Genomic DNA, 16,386 nt, shown 5'->3' with positions numbered 1-16,386 from the left:
GTAGGCCCGTTCCGCTGGGTCGCGCTGTCGGGCGATGCCGAAGACATCTACAAAACCGACGCCAAGGTCAAGGAGCTGATCGCTGACGACGCCCACCTGCACAACTGGCTGGACATGGCTCGTGAGCGCATCAGCTTCCAGGGTCTGCCGGCACGTATCTGCTGGGTCGGTCTGGGCCAGCGCGCCAAGCTGGGCCTGGCGTTCAACGAAATGGTGCGCAGCGGCGAGCTGAAAGCTCCGATCGTGATCGGCCGCGACCATCTGGACTCCGGTTCGGTATCGAGCCCGAACCGTGAAACCGAGTCGATGAAGGATGGATCGGACGCCGTGTCCGACTGGCCATTGCTCAACGCCCTGTTGAACACCGCGAGCGGCGCGACCTGGGTTTCGCTGCACCACGGCGGTGGCGTGGGCATGGGCTTCTCCCAGCACTCGGGGATGGTGATCGTGTGTGACGGTACCGACGAAGCGGCTGAGCGTATCGCCCGTGTCCTGCACAACGACCCGGCAACCGGCGTGATGCGTCACGCAGATGCGGGCTACGACATCGCCATCGACTGTGCAAACGAGCAGGGCCTGAACCTGCCGATGATCAACGGCTGATAAATACCTGTAGTCGCTGCCGAAGGCTGCGAAGGGGCTAGCAGGGCCTTCAAGAAAACGGGTTGCTCCGCAACCCTTCGCAGCCTGCGGCAGCGACTACCACATACATTTCGGTTACACGCGTGAAGGAGTATTAACGTGCTTGAGTTAAACCTGATCCCCGGCCAACTGAGCCTTGCCCAACTGCGTGACATCTATCAGCAGCCAGTCACCCTGAGCCTGGACGAAAGTGCGTCGGCGCAGATCGATGCCAGTGTGGCGTGCGTTGAGCAGATCCTTGCCGAGAGCCGCACCACGTACGGCATCAACACCGGTTTCGGTTTGTTGGCTTCGACCAAAATTGCCAGCGAAGACCTGGAAAACCTCCAGCGCTCCTTGGTGCTGTCCCACGCAGCCGGTATCGGCGAGCCAATCAGCGATGATCTGGTACGCCTGATCATGGTGCTCAAGGTCAACAGCCTGAGCCGTGGTTTCTCCGGGATTCGTCGCGTGGTGATCGATGCGTTGATCGCGCTGATCAATGCCGAGGTTTACCCGCACATTCCACTTAAAGGTTCGGTAGGCGCATCCGGCGACCTGGCGCCGTTGGCGCACATGTCGCTGGTGCTGCTGGGCGAAGGCAAGGCCCGTTACAAGGGTGAGTGGCTGGATGCCGTCACGGCCTTGAAACAAGCCGGTCTTGAGCCGCTGACCCTGGCTGCCAAAGAAGGCCTGGCCCTGCTCAACGGCACTCAAGTGTCGACGGCCTATGCCTTGCGCGGTCTGTTTGAAGGCGAAGACCTGTTTGCTGCCGCGATGGCCTGTGGCGGCCTGACCGTTGAAGCCGTTCTGGGTTCGCGCTCGCCGTTCGATCCACGCATTCATGCTGCCCGCGGTCAACGCGGTCAGATCGACGCCGCTGCCATTTACCGCGACCTGCTGGGCGCGAGCAGCGAAGTGTCCGAGTCGCACAAGAACTGCGACAAGGTACAAGACCCGTACTCCCTGCGTTGCCAGCCGCAAGTGATGGGTGCCTGCCTGACCCAGTTCCGCCAGGCCGCCGAAGTGCTGGGCATTGAAGCCAACGCAGTGTCGGATAACCCGCTGGTATTCGCCGAGCAGGGCGACGTGATCTCCGGTGGCAACTTCCACGCCGAGCCGGTTGCAATGGCTGCTGACAACATGGCGCTGGCGATTGCAGAAATCGGTTCGCTGAGCGAACGTCGCATCTCGTTGATGATGGACAAGCACATGTCGCAATTGCCGCCGTTCCTGGTGGCCAATGGTGGCGTGAACTCCGGCTTCATGATCGCTCAGGTAACGGCTGCGGCCCTGGCCAGCGAGAACAAGGCGTTGTCCCACCCACACAGCGTTGACAGCATTCCGACCTCGGCCAACCAGGAAGACCACGTATCGATGGCCCCTTCTGCTGGCAAGCGTCTGTGGGAAATGGCCGAAAACGTCCGTGGCGTACTGGCGATCGAGTGGCTGGCCGCGTGCCAGGGTCTGGATCTGCGTGATGGCCTGAAAACCTCGGCCAAGCTTGAAGTCGCTCGTACCACCCTGCGCAGCAAGGTCGCTCATTATGAGAAAGACCGCTTCTTCGCACCGGATATCGAAGTTGCCATGCAACTGCTGGCAACCCGTTGCCTGAACGATCTGCTGCCTGCTCACGTTCTGCCAAGCCTGTAACCCCAAAAAACGCAGAGGGTCTTATCGACCCTCTGCGTCTCTGTTTTCGCCGACAAAAATAATCAAGGACGCGAAATGCAAAACCAGACTCAAGGTTTGAAACGCGGGCTATCCGCTCGCCACATCCGTTTTATGGCGCTGGGTTCAGCGATCGGAACGGGTCTTTTTTATGGTTCAGCCGCTGCCATCCAAATGGCTGGGCCTGCTGTGCTGCTGGCGTACCTGATTGGTGGCGCCGCGGTGTTCATGGTGATGCGTGCACTGGGCGAAATGGCCGTGCATAACCCGGTATCCGGCTCGTTTGGCCAATATGCCAGCACCTACCTGGGCCCCATGTCCGGCTTTATCCTGGGCTGGACCTATGCCTTCGAGATGATCATCGTGTGTCTGGCCGATGTCACCGCCTTCGGCATTTACATGGGCTTCTGGTTCCCGGAAGTCGCGCGCTGGATCTGGGTGCTGGGCATCGTGCTGCTGATCGGCGGCTTGAACCTGTGCAGCGTCAAAGTCTTTGGCGAAATGGAGTTCTGGCTGTCGCTGCTTAAAGTTGCCGCGATCGTGGCCATGATCCTGGCCGGTTTCGGCATCATGCTGTTTGGCATCGGTACGTCTGGCAGCACGGATGCCGTGGCTACCGGCATCAGCAACCTGTGGTCCTTCGGCGGCTTCATGCCTAATGGCGTGGGCGGTTTGATCGCTTCGTTTGCCGTGGTGATGTTTGCCTTCGGCGGTATTGAAATCATCGGCATCACTGCCGGCGAAGCCAAAGATCCGCAGCGTGTGATTCCGAAAGCGATCAACGCGGTGCCGCTGCGCATTCTGCTGTTCTATGTACTGACCCTGTTTGTGTTGATGGCGATCTACCCTTGGACCCAGATCGGCAGCCAGGGCAGTCCGTTTGTGCAGATCTTTGACAGCCTGGGCATCAGCTCGGCGGCCACCATTCTGAATATCGTGGTGATTTCGGCGGCGGTGTCGGCCATCAACAGCGACATCTTCGGCGCGGGTCGCATGATGTATGGCCTAGCCCAGCAAGGGCAGGCACCTAAAGGCTTTGCAAAAATCTCCCGCCATGGCGTGCCGTGGATGACCGTACTGGTGATGGGCGCTACGTTGTTGGGCGGTGTGGTGCTCAACTACCTGATCCCGGAAAACATCTTCCTGGTCATCGCCTCGATTGCCACCTTCGCCACGGTCTGGGTGTGGTTGATGATTTTGGTGACCCAAGTGGCCATGCGCCGCTCCATGACCCGTGAGCAAGTAGCCGAACTCAAGTTCCCGGTACCGTTCTGGCCGTATGCGCCAATGGCTGCTATCGCATTCATGGTGTTTATCTTCGGCGTACTGGGTTACTTCCCTGAGACCCAGGCGGCACTGATGGTAGGCGCGGTCTGGATTGTATTCCTGGTGGTGGCTTATCTATTGTGGGTAAAGCCGGCAGCGGGTCGGGCGATTGAAGTGGCTCCCGAGCTTTCCTGAGTTTTTGAACATTGACGGAGTGACGCAATGAAAACCCTTTGGCAACACTGCAATGTCGCAACCATGGCCAATGGCACGTACTCGATCATCGAGGATGCCGCCATTGTCACCCGTGATGGCTACATTGAGTGGATTGGTCCGCGTCAGCAGTTGCCGACGGGCGAGTATGGTCAAACCCACGGCCTGGAAGGGGCGTGGGTGACGCCGGGGCTGATCGATTGCCATACGCACACGGTGTTTGGCGGTAATCGCAGCGGCGAATTCGAGCAGCGCTTGCAGGGCGTGAGCTATGCAGAAATCGCCGCAGCCGGGGGCGGTATTGCCAGCACCGTGCGTGCGACCCGAGCTGCCAGCGAAGATGAATTGTTCGCCAGTGCCCGTCAGCGTTTGCTGTGTTTGCTGCGCGATGGCGTCACCAGCGTCGAGATCAAGTCCGGTTACGGCCTGAGCCTTGAAAGCGAGCGCAAAATTTTGCGGGTGATCCGTCGTCTGGGTGAAGCGTTGCCGGTCACGGTGCGTAGCACCTGCCTTGCGGCCCATGCCTTACCGCCGGAATACAAGGACCGTGCCGACGACTATATCGAGCATATCTGCAACGAGATGCTGCCCGCGTTGGCTGCCGAAGGTCTGATAGACGCGGTGGATGCGTTCTGCGAATACCTGGCGTTTTCGCCCGCCCAGGTTGAGCGGGTATTCAAAGTGGCGCAGCAATTGGGCTTGCCGGTCAAATTGCATGCCGAGCAGTTGTCCTCATTGCATGGCTCAAGCCTTGCGGCGCGCTACCAGGCGTTGTCGGCGGACCATCTGGAATTCATGACCGAAGAAGACGCCATTGCCATGGCCGCCTCCGGCACCGTGGCCGTGCTCTTGCCCGGTGCGTTTTACTTCTTGCGTGAAACCCAGTTGCCGCCGATGGACGCCCTGCGCAAGCACGGAGTGAAAATCGCCATCGCCAGCGACCTCAACCCCGGCACGTCCCCTGGCTTGTCGTTGCGCCTGATGCTGAACATGGCCTGCACCTTGTTCCGCATGACCCCCGAAGAAGCCCTGGCTGGCGTCACCCAGCATGCAGCGACGGCATTGGGCATGGGCGAGACCCACGGTTCGCTTGAACCCGGCAAAGTGGCTGACTTTGTTGCCTGGAACATTGATCGTCCGGCAGACCTGGCCTACTGGCTGGGTGGTGATCTGGACAAACGCGTCGTGCGCAGCGGCGTTGACGTAACGCTTTAGGAGAAAAGCTTGTGGACAAGGTTCTGACATTCAAACAAGGCCGTGTGCCATTGCTGATCAGCATGCCCCATGCAGGCTTGAAGCTGACACCTGCGGTCAAGGCCGGGCTGATCCCCGAAGCGCAAAGCCTGCCGGACACCGACTGGCATATCCCGCGGCTCTATGAGTTTGCCGCCGAACTGGGTGCCAGCACCCTGGCGGCGGAGTATTCGCGCTTTGTGATCGACCTCAATCGCCCGCAGGACGATGCGCCGATGTATGTAGGTGCGACCACCGGGCTGTTCCCGGCCACGCTATTCGACGGTGTGCCATTGTTTCGCGAAGGGCAGGTGCCTTCTGCCGCAGAGCGTGCAACGTATCTGGAGCAGATCTGGAAACCCTACCACCTGACCCTGGAGCAGGAACTCAAGCGCCTCAAGGACGAGTTTGGCTATGCGCTGCTGTTTGATGCGCACTCCATCCGTTCTTGCGTACCGCACCTGTTTGACGGGCGCTTGCCGGACTTCAACCTGGGCACTTTCAATGGTGCCAGTTGCGATCCGACCCTGGCCCGCGACCTTGAAGCCATTTGTGCCGAGCATCCGGCCTATAGCCACATCCTGAACGGACGCTTCAAGGGCGGTCATATCACTCGTCACTACGGCAGTCCGGCGGACAACATCCATGCCGTGCAGCTGGAACTGGCCCAGTGCACTTATATGGAAGAGTTCGAGCCGTTCAACTATCGTGAAGACCTTGCGGCACCGACCCAGGTGGTGCTCAAGCAGTTGCTGGCGCGGATTATCGAGTGGGGCCAGCAGCGATACTCCAAGGGCTGAGTCGGGTTGTATGGGAGCGGGCTTGCCCGCGATGCCATCGCGGGCAAGCCCGCTCCCACAGGGTTTAAGCAACAGCCCGATATTCAACCACAGTGTTTTTAAGGGCATGCTCATTGCACCCAATCGGGTTTATGATGCCAGAGGCAACATTATCCCGACCTCCCGGAGTGCGTAATGCAGACCTTGTTCCCGCAGATCAAACCCTACGCCCGGCATGAACTGGCAGTCGATGGCCCGCATGTGCTTTACGTTGACGAGAGCGGTTCGCCAGACGGCCTGCCAGTGGTGTTTGTCCACGGTGGACCGGGTTCGGGCTGCGATGCCAACAGCCGCTGCTACTTCGATCCGGGCCTGTACCGCATCATTACCTTTGATCAGCGCGGTTGCGGGCGTTCAACCCCCCACGCCAGTCTGGACAGCAACACGACGTGGGACCTGGTTGCCGACATGGAACGGATCCGCCTGTTCCTGGGCATCGACAAGTGGGTGCTGTTTGGTGGCTCATGGGGCTCGACCCTGTCACTGGCGTACGCGCAAAGCCATCCGGACAAGGTGCACGGGCTGATTCTGCGCGGGATCTTTCTGGCTCGTCCTCAAGAAATCGAATGGTTCTATCAGGCAGGTGCCAGCCGGATCTTTCCGGACTACTGGCAGGAATACATAGCGCCAATCCCGCCGGATGAGCGTCATGACCTGATGAGTGCCTTTCATAAGCGCCTGACAGGCAATGACCAGATTGCCCAGATGCACGTGGCCAAGGCCTGGTCGACCTGGGAAGGCCGTGCGGCTACCTTGCGGCCAAACCCGCAAGTGGTCGAGCGCTTCTGTGACCCGCACCGGGCACTGTCCATTGCCCGCATCGAATGCCACTACTTTATGAACAACGCGTTCCTGGAGCCCAATCAGCTGCTGCGTGACATGTACAAGATTGCGCATCTGCCGGCGGTCATCGTGCATGGTCGCTACGACATGATTTGCCCGCTGGATAACGCCTGGGAGCTGCATCAGGCCTGGCCGGGCAGTGAGCTGCAGATCATTCGTGAAGCCGGACACGTCGCTTCCGAACCCGGGATTACCGATGCATTGGTACGCGCCACCGAGCAAATGGCCCGCAGCCTGCTCAACTTGCAACCGGACGAAGCATGAGGGGGTTGTTGCAGCGTGTCAGTGGGGCGCGGGTTGAGGTCGCGGGGGAGATAGTCGGTTCAATCGACCAGGGGTTGCTGGTGCTGGTCGCCGTCGAACCCGGTGATACCGAGGCAAGCGCCGCCAAGTTGTTGCACAAGCTCCTCAACTACCGGGTGTTCAGCGATGCCGAAGGCAAAATGAACCTTTCGCTGGCCGATATTGGCGGTGGTTTGCTGCTGGTATCGCAATTTACCCTGGCGGCAGACACCAAAAGTGGCCTGCGCCCCGGCTTCTCCACGGCGGCCCCTCCTGCGTTGGCCGAGGCGTTGTTCAATCATCTGCTGGGAGAGGCCAGACGTCTTCACCCGACAGTAGAATCAGGTCGTTTTGGGGCCGATATGCAGGTGCATTTGGTCAATGATGGCCCTGTGACATTTCTGTTACAAATCTAAAACCCTTAAAAACCGCGTTTTCGTCTGAAAACAGGCGGTTTTAGCGAGAAATACTTGCTGACAGTAGATGCGTTGTCACGCGGGCTACTAGATAATCCTGCGCTACACAGAGACTAATCCGACGCGTCTGGGGAATCATTCATTCCTTTGACGGTCGGAACAGTGCTCGCCAACCTGGCATTTAGATCGCTGGCCGTTGGTTTCATCATCTGTTTTCGGCGAGGTTTGCTCGTGATTGTTAGTCCATTTAATGCACCAAAAATGTCTGCCAAGCGGTTACGCAACGCACTGGTGACGGGCTCTGCGCTCTTTTGCTTGTTCGGTGCGGGTCAACTGTGGGCATTCAGTCTGGATGACGTGGCGGCTGAGGCTAAAACCCTCGCCGAACAGAAATACCAAGCGCCACGCAGCAATTTGCCAAAAGAGTTCCGCGACATGAAGTTCGCGGACTACCAGAAGATTCAATTCAACCGTGACAAGGCCCAGTGGGCGGGCGATAAAACCCCGTTCAAATTGTCCTTCTATCACCAGGGCATGCATTTCGACACGCCGGTGAAAATCAACGAAGTGACGGCCACCACGGTTGAAGAAATCAAGTACGACGCCAGTCGTTTCGATTTCGGTGATGTCCAGTTTGATCCAAAAGCTACCGAGAACCTCGGTTGGGCGGGTTTCCGCGTGCTGTATCCGATCAACAAGGCGGATAAGCAGGACGAAATCATGACCATGCTCGGCGCGAGTTACTTCCGCGTTGTGGGCAAGGACCAGATCTACGGCCTGTCGGCCCGTGGTATGGCGATCGATACTGCATTGCCGTCGGGTGAAGAGTTCCCGCGTTTCACCGAATTCTGGATCGAAAAACCCAAGCCTAACGACAAGCACCTGGTGATCTTCGCCTTGCTGGACTCGCCACGGGCTACCGGTGCTTACCGCTTTACCCTGCGCCCTGGTGTTGACACCGTCGTGGACGTCAAAGCGCAAATGTTCCTGCGTGACAAGGTTGGCAAGCTGGGCATTGCTCCGCTGACCAGCATGTTCCTGTTCGGCGCCAACCAACCGTCCAAAGTCCTGAACTACCGTCGCGAGTTGCACGACTCGTCGGGTCTGGCCATTCATGCCGGCAACGGCGAGTGGATCTGGCGTCCGCTGAACAACCCGAAACACTTGTCGGTCAGCAACTTCTCGGTTGAAAACCCGCGCGGCTTTGGTTTGCTGCAACGTGGCCGTGACTTCAGCCATTACGAAGACCTGGACGACAACTATGACAAGCGCCCAAGCGCCTGGATCGAACCGCAGGGTGACTGGGGCAAAGGCTCCGTTGACCTGGTAGAAATTCCGACCGCCGATGAAACCAACGACAACATCGTTGCGTTCTGGAGCCCGGAAACACTGCCAGAGCCGCTCAAACCGTTTGATTTCGCTTACCGCATGCACTGGACCCTGGACGAAGCTGCCCTGCATCCAACGGATAGCGCCTGGGTCAAACAAACTCTGCGCTCGACCGGCGACGTCAAGCAATCGAACCTGATCCGTCAGCCAGACGGCAGCGTTGCGTATCTGGTGGACTTCGAAGGCCCGTCGCTCAAGGCCTTGCCAGAAAACACCCCGGTACGCAGTCAGGTCAGTGTCGGTGACAACGCCGAACTGGTTGAGAACAACGTGCGTTACAACCCTGAAACCAAGGGCTGGCGCTTGACGCTGCGGATGAAAATCAAGGATCCGAGCAAGTCCACAGAGATGCGCGCAGCGCTGGTTCAGGACATCGAGCAAGCCCCTGTGGCCAAGGCACACGAGAAGAAAGATCACGTGGCCAAGGACGCCAAGGCCCCTGCGGCCCAAGCGCCTGCAGCCACTCCAGAACCGGTGAAGACTGAAAAAGTGTTGACCGAGACCTGGAGCTACCAGTTGCCAGCCGATGAGTAATGCTCAGCCCCAGCCAGCCTCGCTCAGCGAGTACCTGGCGCATCTGCCACTGAGCGATGAGCAGCGCGCGGACCTTGCGAGCTGCACCTCGTTCGCCGAGTTGCATGCGCGTCTGTCCACGCAGGCCGATGTCGATGCTACTGAGGCCGCGCAGGCCTCGGTGGGCACGCGTCTGAACCTGACGTCGGCCGCAGAGCTTGAGGAAGCAGAAATGCTCGCCCTCGATGCCAGCGGCCGGGTGATGCTCAAGGCCACGCCGCCGATTCGTCGCACCAAGGTGGTGCCCGAGCCGTGGCGCACCAACATTCTGGTCCGTGGCTGGCGGCGCCTGACCGGTCGCAGCAATCCGCCTGCGCCGAAAATCGACGAGCGTGTATTACCCCATGCCCGCTGGCGTACGGTGGGTTCGATCCGCCGTTACATCCTGCTGGTCTTGATGCTGGGTCAGACCATCGTTGCCGGCTGGTACATGAAAGGCATCATGCCGTACCAGGGCTGGGCGTTTGTCGACCTTGAAGAGGTGCTGCACCAGCCGTTGATGCAAACGGCGCAACAAGTGCTGCCGTATGCCTTGCAGACCAGCATCCTGATTCTGTTCGGGATTTTGTTTTGCTGGGTATCGGCGGGTTTCTGGACGGCCTTGATGGGCTTTCTGGAGCTGCTGACCGGCCACGACAAGTACCGTATTTCCGGCAAAAGCGCCGGGAATGAGGCAATCCCTGAACAGGCACGTACTGCGCTGGTGATGCCGATCTGCAACGAAGATGTCACCCGTGTTTTTGCAGGTTTGCGCGCCACCTACGAGTCGGTTGCCGCGACCGGCGATCTGGATCGCTTCGACTTCTTTATCCTCAGTGACAGCAACGATCCTGACATCTGTGTTGCCGAGCAACAGGCCTGGCTGGATGTGTGCCGCGAAACAGAAGGCTTCGGGCGAATTTTCTATCGCCGTCGTCGCCGTCGTGTGAAGCGCAAGAGCGGCAACCTCGACGACTTCTGCCGTCGCTGGGGCGGTGATTACAGGTACATGGTGGTGCTCGACGCGGACAGCGTGATGAGCGGTGAATGCCTGACCAGCCTGGTGCGCTTGATGGAAGCCACGCCAGACGCCGGGATCATCCAGACCGCGCCGCGAGCATCGGGCATGGACACCTTGTATGCGCGCATGCAGCAATTTGCGACGCGGGTGTACGGACCCCTGTTCACTGCCGGTCTGCACTTCTGGCAGTTGGGTGAATCCCACTACTGGGGCCACAACGCAATCATCCGCATGAAGCCGTTTATCGAACACTGCGCTTTGGCGCCGTTGCCGGGTAAAGGTGCTTTTGCGGGCGCGATCCTGTCTCACGACTTTGTTGAAGCCGCGTTGATGCGCCGTGCCGGTTGGGGCGTGTGGATTGCCTACGACTTGCCGGGCAGCTATGAAGAACTGCCGCCCAACCTGCTGGACGAACTCAAGCGTGACCGTCGCTGGTGCCACGGCAACCTGATGAACTTCCGCCTGTTCCTGGTCAAGGGCATGCACCCGGTACACCGTGCGGTGTTCCTCACGGGCGTGATGTCTTACCTGTCTGCGCCGTTGTGGTTCTTCTTCCTGTTGCTGTCGACCGCCTTGCTGGCAGTCAACACGCTGATGGAACCGCAGTACTTCATGGAACCGCGCCAGTTGTATCCGCTGTGGCCACAATGGCACCCGGATAAAGCCGTGGCGCTGTTCTCGACCACGATCGTGCTGTTGTTCCTGCCTAAACTGCTGAGCATCATCCTGATCTGGGCCAAGGGCGCGAAAGAGTTTGGTGGCAAGTTCAAGGTCACGCTGTCGATGCTGCTGGAGATGCTGTTCTCGATGCTGCTGGCACCTGTGCGCATGATCTTCCACACCCGCTTTGTACTGGCTGCGTTCCTGGGCTGGGCGGCGACCTGGAATTCGCCACAGCGTGACGATGACTCCACGCCGTGGAGCGAAGCGGTGCGCCGTCATGGTCCGCAAACCCTGCTGGGTGCGGCCTGGGCTGCGTTGGTGTTGTGGTTGAACCCGAGCTTTTTGTGGTGGCTGGTGCCGATTGTCGGTTCGCTGATGTTGTCGATTCCGGTGTCGGTGATCTCCAGCCGGGTCAAGCTGGGCCTCAAGACTCGCGATGAAAGCCTGTTCCTGATTCCTGAGGAATACGCACCACCCCGTGAATTGTCGGCCACAGCCGAATACACCCACGAAAACCGCTACCACGCACTGCATGACGGTTTTGTGCGGGCCGTGGTTGATCCACAGCAGAACGCACTGGCCTGTGCCCTTGCGACGTCGCGTCACCGTGAGGCCGAGCCGATTGAATGGCTGCGTACTGAACGTGTGCGTCACGCACTCAAGGTGGGTCCTCAGGGTGTCAGCGACAAAGAGCGCATGGAGCTCTTGAGCGACCCTGTTGCCCTGGCCCGCTTGCACGCGCTGGTGTGGAACGAAGGTCACGAAGGCTGGCTGAACGCCTGGCGTGAGTCGGTTGCCGCTGACCCTCACGCACCGTTGTTGCCGCTACAGCCTGCTGCCTGATTGATATAAAAGCCCCACCTCGGTGGGGCTTTTGCTTTGTAGTCGCTGCCGAAGGCTGCGAAGGGTTGCGTAGCAACCCGTTTCTCCAAAGGTACCACGCCCCCCCTCGCAGCCTTCGGCAGCGACTACAGTTCCTGCGGCCTATAGTGCTTTTCTCTCGCAAAACTCGTCTCATAACCCTCAGTGAGTTAGCATCCGTTTTCGAATGGGTGAGTGCCCGGCTGTATTGGCTTTTTGAATCGAGCCTGCCGTTGGCCAACGCCTTAATTGAGTAGGTGAGGGGGAGTTGTGATGAAGAAGTTTGTGTCGAAACTGCTGTGCGGTGTGACTGCATTACTGGCGATCAGCGCAGCCCATGCAGGCGCAATTGATGACGCGGTCAAACGCGGCACTCTGAAGGTGGGCATGGACCCAACCTACATGCCATTTGAAATGACCAACAAACGCGGCCAGATCATTGGTTTTGAAGTTGACCTGCTCAAAGCGATGGCCAAGGCCATGGGTGTGAAGCTGGAGCTGGTTTCCACCGGTTATGACGGCATCATCCCGGCGTTGATGACCAACAAGTTCGACATGATCGGCAGCGGCATGACCCTGACCCAGGAACGCAACCTGCGCCTGAACTTCAGCGAACCCTTCATCGTAGTGGGCCAGACCGTGCTCATTCGCAAAGAGCTGGAAGACAAGGTCAAATCTTACAAAGACCTCAACGACCCGCAATATCGCCTGACGTCCAAGATTGGCACCACGGGTGAAATCGTTGCTCGCAAACTGATGTCAAAAGCCCAGTACCACGGCTACGACAACGAGCCTGAAGGTGTTCTGGACGTCGTCAACGGTAAGGCTGATGCCTTTATCTACGACGCCCCATACAACGTTGTAGCGGTTAACAAGTTCGGTAACGGCAAGCTGGTGTTCCTCGACAAGCCGTTCACCTACGAGCCTTTGGCCTTTGGTCTGAAGAAAGGCGACTACGACAGCATCAACTTCATCAACAACTTCCTGCACCAGATCCACGAAGACGGCACTTACGATCGCATCCATGACAAGTGGTTCAAAGACACCGCCTGGCTCAAAGACATGGAATAAGGCTGATTGATCAATCGCGGGCAAGCCCGCTCCCGCACCCTGTGTGGGAGTGGGCTTGCCCGCGATGACGGCCTCCCTAGCGACACAAAACGTGGAACCTGAAAGTGATCAAACAAAAAAAAGTCCAGTGGCCCTGGCACGTATTGACCGTGCTGGTGCTCATCGGTCTGGCGGGTGCGTTGTATTACGCCACTTCGCTGATGTCTTACGAATGGCGCTGGAACCGTGTTCCGCAGTACTTCGCCTATCAGGCCGAAGAAGCCCAGCGGGCAACTGAACGCTCGACCATCATCGAACTGGTACGCAAGGGCGACACTGCCGAAGTCGTGCTGCGTGGCGAAGATGGCAAAGAACAACGCGTAACCGTTGCCGACAACAGCCTGCAACTGGCTGAAGGCGACGAGGTCGATGAAGGCGATGTCATTGGCGTGAACCGCCACTGGGCCGCAGGACCGCTGCTCTGGGGCTTGTGGACCACCGTCTGGCTGTCGCTGGTGTCTGGCGTATTGGGTTTGATCATCGGGCTGGCCACCGGCCTGTGCCGACTGTCGAACAACCCGACCCTGCGCGACCTCTCGACGCTGTACGTCGAACTGGTACGCGGTACACCGTTGCTGGTACAGATTTTCATCTTCTACTTCTTCATTGGCACGGTGCTCAACCTGTCCCGCGAGTTTGCCGGTATTGCCGCGCTGTCGCTGTTCACCGGTGCGTACGTGGCCGAAATCATTCGTTCGGGCGTGCAGTCCATTGCCCGCGGGCAAAACGAAGCGGCGCGCTCGCTGGGCCTCAACAGCAGCCAGTCGATGCGCCATGTGGTGCTTCCGCAAGCGTTCAAACGTGTGCTGCCGCCATTGGCCGGGCAATTTATCAGCCTGGTAAAGGACACCTCGCTGGTGTCGGTGATCGCCATTACCGAACTGCTCAAAAGTGGCCGTGAGGTCATCACCACCTCGTTTTCGCCGTTCGAAATCCTGTTCTGCGTAGCGGGCCTGTACCTGTTGATCAACCTGCCGCTGTCGCATTTCGCCAGCCGGCTTGAGCGGAGGCTCGCGCAAAGTGATTGAAGTTCGCGAACTGGTAAAAGTCTTCGACACCCGCGGCCACATCGTTCGTGCGGTAGACAACGTCAGCACCACTGTCGCCCAGGGCGAAGTACTGGTGGTGATCGGCCCGTCGGGCTCTGGCAAGTCGACCTTCCTGCGCTGCCTCAATGGCCTGGAAGACTTCGATTCAGGCTCCGTCAGCATCGACGGCCTGGACCTGGCCAACCCCAAAACCGACGTCAATGCCTATCGGCGTGAAGTCGGCATGGTGTTCCAGCATTTCAACCTGTTCCCGCACATGACCGTGCTGGAAAACCTGTGCCTGGCACAAAAGGTTGTGCGCAAGCGTGGCAAGGTCGAACGTGAAGCCAAGGCCCGCGCATTACTGGACAAGGTGGGTATCGGGCAGAAGGCCAACGAGTACCCGTCGCGCCTCTCGGGCGGCCAGCAACAGCGCGTGGCGATTGCCCGTGCGTTGGCGATGGAACCCAAGGTGATGTTGTTTGACGAGCCCACCTCGGCGCTCGACCCGGAAATGGTCGGCGAAGTACTGGACGTGATGAAGACCCTGGCCCGCGAAGGCATGACCATGGTCTGCGTGACCCACGAAATGGGCTTTGCCCGCGAAGTGGCGAACCGCGTGCTGTTCTTCGACCATGGCAAGCTGCTGGAAGACTCCGCCCCGGAAGACTTCTTCACCTCGCCCAAAGACCTGCGCGCCCAGGCGTTCTTGCGTCAGGTGCTGTAGTTCTGAATGTGTGGGAGCAAGCCCGCTCCCACACAGGGTTACAAGGCTGTTAAACCTTGAACCGCCCAACCAATGCCTGAAGATGCGTGCCCAGCCGCGCCAGTTCAATGCTCGAAGCCGCAGTCTCTTCGCTCGCGGCGGCGGTTTGCTCTGACACATCACGCACATTCAACACGCTGCGGTTAATCTCATCGGCCACCGCACTTTGCTGCTCGGCGGCGGCTGCGATCTGCTGGTTCATCCCCTGAATCGTCGACACCGTACGGGTGATGTTGCCCAGTGACTCGCCCGCACGGCGGGTCAGCTCAACGCTGTTGTCTGTCAGGGCACGACTGTTGTCCATGCTGCTGGACACCTGCTGGGTGCCGCTTTGCAGGCCGGCAATCAACTCTTCGATTTCTTCTGTGGATTTTTGCGTGCGCTGCGCCAGGCTGCGCACCTCGTCGGCCACGACCGCAAAACCACGACCGGCCTCACCGGCCCGTGCCGCTTCGATGGCGGCGTTGAGGGCCAGCAGGTTGGTTTGCTGGGCGACGGACTTGATCACGTCCAGCACGCTGCCGATCTTGTCGCTTTCGCGTTTCAGATGGCCCATGGCATCGGTGGAATGGCCGACTTCAATGGCCAGCTTCTCGATCTGGGCGATGGCTTGCGCGACCACGTTGTCGCCCTCGCGGGCCTGCTGGTCAGCCGCGACAGCCGCCTCGGAGGCTTCTTCCGCATTGCGCGCCACCTCTTGAACGGTGGCGGCCATTTCGTGCATGGCCGTGGCGACCTGGTCGGTTTCGACTTTCTGGCTGTTAACCCCCGCGCTGGTTTGTTCGGTGACCGCCGAGAGTTCTTCCGCTGCACTGGCGATTTGAGTCACGCCATCGCTGATCCCGCCAATCAACTCGCGCAGGCCTTGGGTCATCCGTTGTATGGCTTGCTGCAGCTGCCCCAGTTCGTCGCGGCGGTCGGTGTGATGGTCTTGGGTCAGATCCCCGGCCGCGATGCGCTCAACGGTGTTGAGCGTGCGTTGCAGCGGGATCACGATCTGACGGGTAATGACCCAGGCGGCGATCATTCCCAGCACCAGCGCCAGCAGCGCGCAACTGATCAACAGGGTCGTGGCCTGATGGCTTTCGCTGTTGCGTTTGGCTGTCTGCAGTGCCGAGAGCTTCTGGCTCTGCTCGATCAGGACATCGCCCTGCTGGTGCATGCGCTCAACGGCCTGTTCGGGGCGGGAGCCCTGGATGAGATCGGTGAAGGCGCGTTTGTACTCGGTAACGGCATTGAGTTGCTGCTCGACCAGCACCAGGTCGTCGGGCGATACCAGCTGTTTGTGTGACTGCTCCAGCGCGTTGTCCAGTGCACTCAGTTGGCCGGTGACACCGGCCAGTGTGTCTTCTCCCGGATGGCGTTCGTATTCAAGGCGGGCAATGCGCAGGTCTTTGGTCAGCCCGATGATTTTCGAGATATTGGCCAGTTTGTCGCCTCTGTCGATCACCGACATCAGGCCATTCCAGCCCGTTGCGGCGATCAGCAGAGTCAGCACCAGTACCAGCCCGAAGCCCAGGCTGAGTTTGCGATTGACGCTTATATTGCCCAGCAGTTGGGCCAGCCGACGGTACATGGTGATACTCCTTCAAGGGGTATCAGGCCATCGGCG

General features: G+C 59.2%; 12 protein-coding genes and 1 pseudogene. 12 read left to right on the top strand and 1 reads right to left on the bottom strand.

The window, feature by feature from the left end; translation table 11 throughout:
* The 12 genes and pseudogenes from KO536_RS14580 to KO536_RS14525 all read left to right on the top strand — a co-directional run.
* Positions 1 to 603: pseudogene (locus KO536_RS14580) on the top strand (urocanate hydratase); the annotation flags it as partial.
* 138 nt (positions 604 to 741) lie between these two features.
* A complete protein-coding gene (gene hutH, locus KO536_RS14575; protein WP_219262194.1) occupies positions 742 to 2,274 on the top strand; it encodes a histidine ammonia-lyase in 1,533 nt (510 codons plus the stop codon).
* A gap of 75 nt (positions 2,275 to 2,349) precedes the next feature.
* Entirely contained in the window at positions 2,350 to 3,753 is a 1,404-nt protein-coding gene (locus KO536_RS14570; RefSeq protein ID WP_219262193.1) for an amino acid permease, read from the top strand.
* Positions 3,754 to 3,780: 27 nt separating this feature from the next.
* The gene (hutI, locus tag KO536_RS14565) at positions 3,781 to 4,986 is read left to right on the top strand and encodes an imidazolonepropionase (RefSeq protein ID WP_133079157.1); all 1,206 of its coding nucleotides are present in this window, start codon (positions 3,781 to 3,783) and stop codon (positions 4,984 to 4,986) included.
* Positions 4,987 to 4,997: 11 nt separating this feature from the next.
* On the top strand, positions 4,998 to 5,804 hold the full coding sequence (gene hutG, locus KO536_RS14560) for an N-formylglutamate deformylase (RefSeq protein WP_133079158.1): 807 nt from the start codon (positions 4,998 to 5,000) through the stop codon (positions 5,802 to 5,804).
* A gap of 174 nt (positions 5,805 to 5,978) precedes the next feature.
* Positions 5,979 to 6,950, top strand: coding sequence for a prolyl aminopeptidase (gene pip, locus KO536_RS14555; RefSeq protein ID WP_133076781.1), 972 nt, complete (start codon positions 5,979 to 5,981; stop codon positions 6,948 to 6,950).
* Entirely contained in the window at positions 6,947 to 7,384 is a 438-nt protein-coding gene (dtd, locus tag KO536_RS14550) for a D-aminoacyl-tRNA deacylase (RefSeq protein WP_133076780.1), read from the top strand. The genes pip and dtd overlap by 4 nt, the downstream gene beginning before the upstream one ends.
* A gap of 231 nt (positions 7,385 to 7,615) precedes the next feature.
* Positions 7,616 to 9,307, top strand: coding sequence for a glucan biosynthesis protein G (locus KO536_RS14545; protein WP_133076779.1), 1,692 nt, complete (start codon positions 7,616 to 7,618; stop codon positions 9,305 to 9,307).
* Complete coding sequence (gene mdoH, locus KO536_RS14540; protein ID WP_133076778.1) at positions 9,300 to 11,852, top strand: glucans biosynthesis glucosyltransferase MdoH; 2,553 nt, start codon at positions 9,300 to 9,302, stop codon at positions 11,850 to 11,852. Before KO536_RS14545 ends, mdoH begins: the two co-directional genes overlap by 8 nt.
* A 291-nt stretch (positions 11,853 to 12,143) precedes the next feature.
* Positions 12,144 to 12,941 carry a transporter substrate-binding domain-containing protein gene (locus KO536_RS14535; protein WP_133076777.1) on the top strand — a complete coding sequence of 266 codons (798 nt, stop codon included), beginning with the start codon at positions 12,144 to 12,146 and terminating at the stop codon, positions 12,939 to 12,941.
* 107 nt (positions 12,942 to 13,048) lie between these two features.
* Positions 13,049 to 14,008, top strand: coding sequence for an amino acid ABC transporter permease (locus KO536_RS14530; RefSeq protein ID WP_374105708.1), 960 nt, complete (start codon positions 13,049 to 13,051; stop codon positions 14,006 to 14,008).
* Positions 14,001 to 14,735, top strand: coding sequence for an amino acid ABC transporter ATP-binding protein (locus tag KO536_RS14525; protein ID WP_133076775.1), 735 nt, complete (start codon positions 14,001 to 14,003; stop codon positions 14,733 to 14,735). Before KO536_RS14530 ends, KO536_RS14525 begins: the two co-directional genes overlap by 8 nt.
* A 49-nt stretch (positions 14,736 to 14,784) precedes the next feature.
* Here KO536_RS14525 and KO536_RS14520 read toward each other — a convergent pair whose 3' ends face one another.
* A complete protein-coding gene (locus KO536_RS14520) occupies positions 14,785 to 16,350 on the bottom strand; it encodes a methyl-accepting chemotaxis protein (protein WP_219262191.1) in 1,566 nt (521 codons plus the stop codon).
* Between the last annotated feature and the right edge of the window lie 36 nt (positions 16,351 to 16,386).

It is taken from the genome of Pseudomonas sp. NKUCC02_KPG, assembly GCF_019345465.1.
Lineage (GTDB): Bacteria > Pseudomonadota > Gammaproteobacteria > Pseudomonadales > Pseudomonadaceae > Aquipseudomonas.
Note: the sequence above shows the minus strand (reverse complement) of the source record. Positions and strands in the feature narration are given on the sequence as shown.

Bases quoted from the DNA above. Each gene is read 5' to 3' on its own strand.
- pip (WP_133076781.1), top strand. From the start codon at position 5,979: ATGCAGACCTTGTTCCCGCAGATCAAACCCTACGCCCGGCATGAACTG.
- KO536_RS14570 (WP_219262193.1), top strand. From the start codon at position 2,350: ATGCAAAACCAGACTCAAGGTTTGAAACGCGGGCTATCCGCTCGCCAC.
- hutI (WP_133079157.1), top strand. From the start codon at position 3,781: ATGAAAACCCTTTGGCAACACTGCAATGTCGCAACCATGGCCAATGGC.
- dtd (WP_133076780.1), top strand. From the start codon at position 6,947: ATGAGGGGGTTGTTGCAGCGTGTCAGTGGGGCGCGGGTTGAGGTCGCG.
- KO536_RS14535 (WP_133076777.1), top strand. From the start codon at position 12,144: ATGAAGAAGTTTGTGTCGAAACTGCTGTGCGGTGTGACTGCATTACTG.
- mdoH (WP_133076778.1), top strand. From the start codon at position 9,300: ATGAGTAATGCTCAGCCCCAGCCAGCCTCGCTCAGCGAGTACCTGGCG.
- KO536_RS14520 (WP_219262191.1), bottom strand. From the start codon at position 16,350: ATGTACCGTCGGCTGGCCCAACTGCTGGGCAATATAAGCGTCAATCGC.